Consider the following 4,860-nt stretch of genomic DNA (forward strand, 5'->3'; position numbering starts at 1 on the left):
GGCTTCGTCGCCGCCGGTGCTCTCGGTGCCGGCTTCGGGGTCTGGTGCGGATGCCCCCGGCTTCGCCGTGTCGTCGTCCTCCCGGACGTCGGAGGCGTCAGGATCCCCAGGAACGTCAGAGGCCTCAGGGGCCGGGCCAGCGGCCTCAGGGGCCTGCTCCGTCTCGGCGACCTCGGGCGTGTCGGCCTCACGGGACTCGGCGTCCGGAGCCTCGGATCCCTGGCCGGCCTCGGCGTCCTCGCCGGACTCGGTGGACTCGGCTGTCTCCGCCCCGTCCTCGGCGTCCGCCGAACCCGCCTCCGCCTCCGTCTCCGTCTCGTCCTGCGCGTCCGCCGAACCCCGTTCACCGTCGGAGACGCCCCCGATGTCCCGGGCAGGGTCGGCGGCGGTTCCGCCGCCCTCTTCCCTGGCGTCGTCGTCGTTGTCGGGTCGCTCGGTGTTCACCGCATCGCTCCTTCGGCTGCACAGCCATCCCATGGGACCCGGACCGGTCACACACGGGCGGCTGGTGGGTCGTATCCCGCCTCCCCTTTACGGGGGACAGCGATGGGACGCAGCGGGGGAGCACACGGTTCCCGCAGGGGCCCGCTCAGTCCCCGTAGTCCGACAGGGCGTCGAGCAGCCGGGCCGACGCCGGGGGTACGGTCACACCGTGGATCAGGGCCGGGGAGACGGGCCGGGAGGTGATCCGGTCGGGAGCCGCCCAGTGGGGAGCCATTCGCGCCCCGTCACCCGGCAACGACGCCAGATCGCCTTCGAGATCGACCGGAACGGGTACCTGGACCTTGAGGTTCGTCATAGCGGCACCGTAGGCACGCTCGAGCTCGCGGAGAAAGATCTACTATCGGGTAGTTTCGATGCCTTCAGAGCTGCCCCGCCCACCCGATAGCGTGAAGTGTCAAGGCCCGCCTCCCTCAGGAGAATCCACGCCGTGCGCATCGCAGTCACCGGCTCCATCGCCACCGACCACCTCATGACCTTCCCCGGCCGCTTTGCCGACCAGCTCGTCGCGGACCAGTTGCACACGGTCTCGCTGTCGTTCCTGGTCGACAAGCTCGACGTCCGCCGCGGCGGCGTCGCCGCGAACATCGCGTTCGGCATGGGACAGCTCGGCACCCGGCCGATCCTGGTCGGCGCCGCGGGCGCGGACTTCGACGAGTACCGCGCCTGGCTCGACCGGCACGGCGTCGACACCGACTCCGTCCGTATCTCCGACACGCTGCACACCGCCCGCTTCGTGTGCACGACCGACGCCGACCACAACCAGATCGGCTCCTTCTATACGGGCGCCATGAGCGAGGCCCGCCTCATCGAGCTGAAGACCGTCGCCGACCGGGTCGGCGGACTCGACCTGGTCTCCATCGGCGCGGACGACCCGGAGGCGATGCTCCGCCACACCGAGGAGTGCCGCTCCCGGTCCATCCCGTTCGCCGCCGACTTCTCCCAGCAGATCGCCCGGATGGACGGCGAGGAGATCCGCATCCTGCTGGACGGGGCGACGTACCTCTTCTCCAACGAGTACGAGAAGGGCCTCATCGAGACCAAGACCGGCTGGAGCGACGCGGAGATCCTGTCCAGGGTGGGCCACCGTGTGACCACCCTCGGCGCACGCGGCGTCCGTATCGAGCGGGTCGGCGATGACCCGATCGAGGTCGGCACGCCGGACGAGGAGCGCAAGGCCGACCCCACGGGTGTGGGCGACGCGTTCCGCGCCGGCTTCATGTCGGGCCTCGCCTGGGGCGTCTCCCTGGAGCGGGCCGCGCAGGTCGGCTGCATGCTGGCGACTCTCGTCATCGAGACGGTGGGGACGCAGGAGTACCAGCTGCGGCGCGGGCACTTCATGGAGCGGTTCACCAAGGCGTACGGCGATGAGGCGGCGACGGAGGTTCAGGCGCACCTGGTCTGATCGTTTGCCGCGTGCGGGTGCGTGGGGGCTGGTCGCGCACCCGCGGCGGTAGCCGCATATCGACACAGCCCCGCGCCCCTGAATGCAGGGCGTTCAGCTCACCCGGCGGACCGTGTACGCCGTTCCTCGGTCCGCCGGCTTCTCCCCTACGTACTCCTGGCCCCGCATCTCGCACCACGCGGGAATGTCCAGCCGCGCCGCCTCGTCATCGGAGAGGACCCGCACCAGCCCACCCACCGGCACATCGCCGATGACCTTGGCGAGCTCGATGACCGGAATCGGGCACCTCTTGCCCAGAGAGTCCACGACCAGCACGTCGGCCTCCCGCACCACCGTCTCAGAGGGCGCCCCCAGCTTCTCCCGCACCGCGGCCACAGCCCGGGGAAGCACCTCAAGGAAGCGCTCCACCTCCTCCTCCGCCGCACCCAGCGGCAGCGAAACCCGCACGTTCCCCTCGCTCAGCACGCCCATCGCCCGCAGCACATGGCTCGGCGTCAGCGTGCTGCTCGTGCAGGACGATCCGGACGAGACCGAGAACCCCTCCCGGTCCAGCTCGTGCAGCAGCGCCTCTCCGTCGACATAGAGACAGGAGAAGGTGACGACCCCGGGCAGCCGGCGCGCCGGATCCCCGACCACCTCGACGTCGGGCACCAGCCCCGGCACCCGGGCCCGGATCCGCTCCGTCAGCTCCCGCAGCCGCGCGGCCTCCCCGGCCGCCTCCGCCCGTACGGCCCGCAGCGACGCCGCCGCGGCCACGATCGCCGGGAGGTTCTCGAAACCGGCCGCCCGCCCCGACTCCCGTTCGTCCACCGGCCCTTGCGTCGAGAACCGCACACCCTTGCGCACCACGAGCAGCCCGACCCCCGACGGCCCGCCCCACTTGTGCGCACTGGCCGCGAGCAACGACCAGTCCCCTTCCACCGGCCCCCAGCCGAGCGACTGCGCGGCATCCACCAGCAACGGCACCCCGGCCTCCCGGCACAGCTCGGCCACCGCCGCGACGGGCTGCTCCGTCCCCACCTCGTGATTGGCCGACTGGAGACAGGCCAGCGCCGTGTCCCCGCGCAGGGCAGCGCCGTACGCCGCCGGATCCACCGCCCCGCCCCGGTCGACCGGCACCTGGGTGACGGCCCCGCCGTCCGCCTCGTGCACCTCGGCCGAATGGAGTACCGAAGAATGTTCGACCGCTGACACGATCAGGTGGCGCCCGACCCGCCGCCGCCCGGCCAGCGCCCCCGCAACCCCCGCATGCACGGCACGCGTTCCGGACGAGGTGAACACCAGCTCGTCCGCCCGGCACCCCACCGCCTCGGCAGCGGCCTCCCGAGCGGCGTCCAACAACATCCGAGCCCGCCGCCCCTCCCTGTACAGCCGCGCGGGATCCGCCCACCCTTCATCAAGGGAGGCCAGCAGAGCCTGCCGGGCAACAGAATGAAGCGGAGCACCAGAAGCAGCATCAAAGTAGGCCACACGGCAACGCTAGAACGTGCAGCAGGAAGATGCCCCAAAGGGGCGCGGGGAACTGCGCGAACGGCCACGACGAAGGCCGCACCCGCCAATCAAGCGAACACCCCACCCCACTAGGCACCCCTCCTAGAGAACCCCCGGAGGGCGTCGGCTAGGGTTTGGTCCGCATAAACATCCAAACCCCTGCCCGACGCAGGGCGGCGACCGACCAGCGAGAAGGCCAGGCCGCAGCCGATCCGCGCGGGCGAGACTCTCGGGAAGGCGCTACGTGAGTCCCAACGGCTCCGACCGCTCGCCGCGGCGCCCGATGCGGCGGAAGCTGCTGCAGGCACTGACCGCGGGCCTGGTCTTGGCGACAGCCACCGGTTGCTCGTACAACTGGGAAGACTTCCCCCGCCTTGGTATGCCCACCCCGACCACGGAAGAGGCTCCGCGGATCCTCTCCCTGTGGCAGGGGTCCTGGGCGGCTGCGCTCGCCGTTGGCGTGCTGGTGTGGGGTCTGATCCTGTGGAGTGCTTTCTTCCACCGGCGCAGCCGCACCAAGGTCGAAGTTCCCCCACAGACCCGGTACAACATGCCCATTGAGGCGCTGTACACCGTGGTCCCGCTCATCATCGTCTCGGTGCTGTTCTACTTCACCGCCCGTGACGAGTCCGAGCTGCTCAGCCTCAAGAAGAAGCCCGACGTCACGGTCAACGTGGTCGGCTTCCAGTGGAGCTGGTGCTTCAACTACATCGAGCCCGTCGCGGGTTCCACCGGTAATGCCAAGACCTCCAAGGACCTGGACGCGATCCCGGACCGGTTCAAGGAGGACTTCCCGGCCAACGCCGGCGGCGCCTACGACTGCGGCACGCCCGGTACGCGGAACCCGCAGACCAACAACCCCGGTCCGACGCTCTGGCTGCCCAAGGGCAAGACGGTCCGCTTCGTGCTGACCTCTCGTGACGTCATCCACTCCTTCTGGGTGGTGCCGTTCCTGATGAAGCAGGACGTCATCCCGGGCCACACCAACGCCTTCGAGGTGACCCCCAACAAGGAGGGCACCTTCCTGGGCAAGTGCGCCGAGCTCTGCGGCGTCGACCACTCTCGGATGCTGTTCAACGTGAAGGTCGTCTCCCCCGAGCGCTACGAGCAGCACCTCAAGGACCTCGTGGACAAGCAGCAGAACGGTTACGTTCCTGCCGGCATCGCGCAGACGAGCCACGAGAAGAACCGGGAGACGAACAACCTGTGAGCATCCTCAACGAACCCCAGGGTGCCGCGGCAGCAGGGTCCCACTACCAGGACGAGCTGCCGGTCAGGCGCCAGAACCGCGGCAGTGTCGTGGTCAAGTGGCTGACGACGACGGACCACAAGACGATCGGCACGATGTACCTCATTACATCGTTCGCCTTCTTCGTCATCGGCGGTGTGATGGCGCTCTTCATGCGCGCCGAGCTGGCCCGGCCGGGTCTGCAGATCATGTCGAACGAGCAGTTCAACCAGGC

Annotated in this window: 4 protein-coding genes and 2 pseudogenes; 3 read left to right on the forward strand and 3 right to left on the reverse strand. The window is 69.6% G+C overall.

Annotation, left to right across the window (positions count from 1 at the left end; genetic code table 11):
- Positions 1 to 444 (reverse strand): annotated as a pseudogene (locus ACFTZL_RS40935) (hypothetical protein); the annotation flags it as partial.
- A gap of 145 nt (positions 445 to 589) precedes the next feature.
- Complete coding sequence (locus ACFTZL_RS40940; RefSeq protein ID WP_382594467.1) at positions 590 to 799, reverse strand: hypothetical protein; 210 nt, start codon at positions 797 to 799, stop codon at positions 590 to 592.
- A gap of 132 nt (positions 800 to 931) precedes the next feature.
- Here ACFTZL_RS40940 and ACFTZL_RS40945 point away from each other — a divergent pair, with 132 nt between their 5' ends.
- The gene (locus ACFTZL_RS40945; protein ID WP_382594469.1) at positions 932 to 1,906 is read left to right on the forward strand and encodes a carbohydrate kinase family protein; all 975 of its coding nucleotides are present in this window, start codon (positions 932 to 934) and stop codon (positions 1,904 to 1,906) included.
- Positions 1,907 to 1,999: 93 nt separating this feature from the next.
- On the opposite strand, the gene ACFTZL_RS40950 is transcribed toward ACFTZL_RS40945, so the two are convergent.
- Positions 2,000 to 3,376, reverse strand: coding sequence for a cysteine desulfurase/sulfurtransferase TusA family protein (locus ACFTZL_RS40950; RefSeq protein WP_382594472.1), 1,377 nt, complete (start codon positions 3,374 to 3,376; stop codon positions 2,000 to 2,002).
- Positions 3,377 to 3,641: 265 nt separating this feature from the next.
- Here ACFTZL_RS40950 and coxB point away from each other — a divergent pair, with 265 nt between their 5' ends.
- Together coxB and ACFTZL_RS40960 are read left to right on the forward strand one after the other, a co-directional pair.
- Positions 3,642 to 4,607, forward strand: coding sequence for a cytochrome c oxidase subunit II (gene coxB / locus ACFTZL_RS40955; RefSeq protein ID WP_382594475.1), 966 nt, complete (start codon positions 3,642 to 3,644; stop codon positions 4,605 to 4,607).
- Positions 4,604 to 4,860: pseudogene (locus ACFTZL_RS40960) on the forward strand (cytochrome ubiquinol oxidase subunit I); the annotation flags it as partial. The gene coxB and the pseudogene ACFTZL_RS40960, both read left to right, overlap by 4 nt.

Origin of the sequence: Streptomyces sp. NPDC056948 (genome assembly GCF_042674225.1) — a bacterium.
GTDB classification, from domain to species: domain Bacteria; phylum Actinomycetota; class Actinomycetes; order Streptomycetales; family Streptomycetaceae; genus Streptomyces; species Streptomyces purpurascens.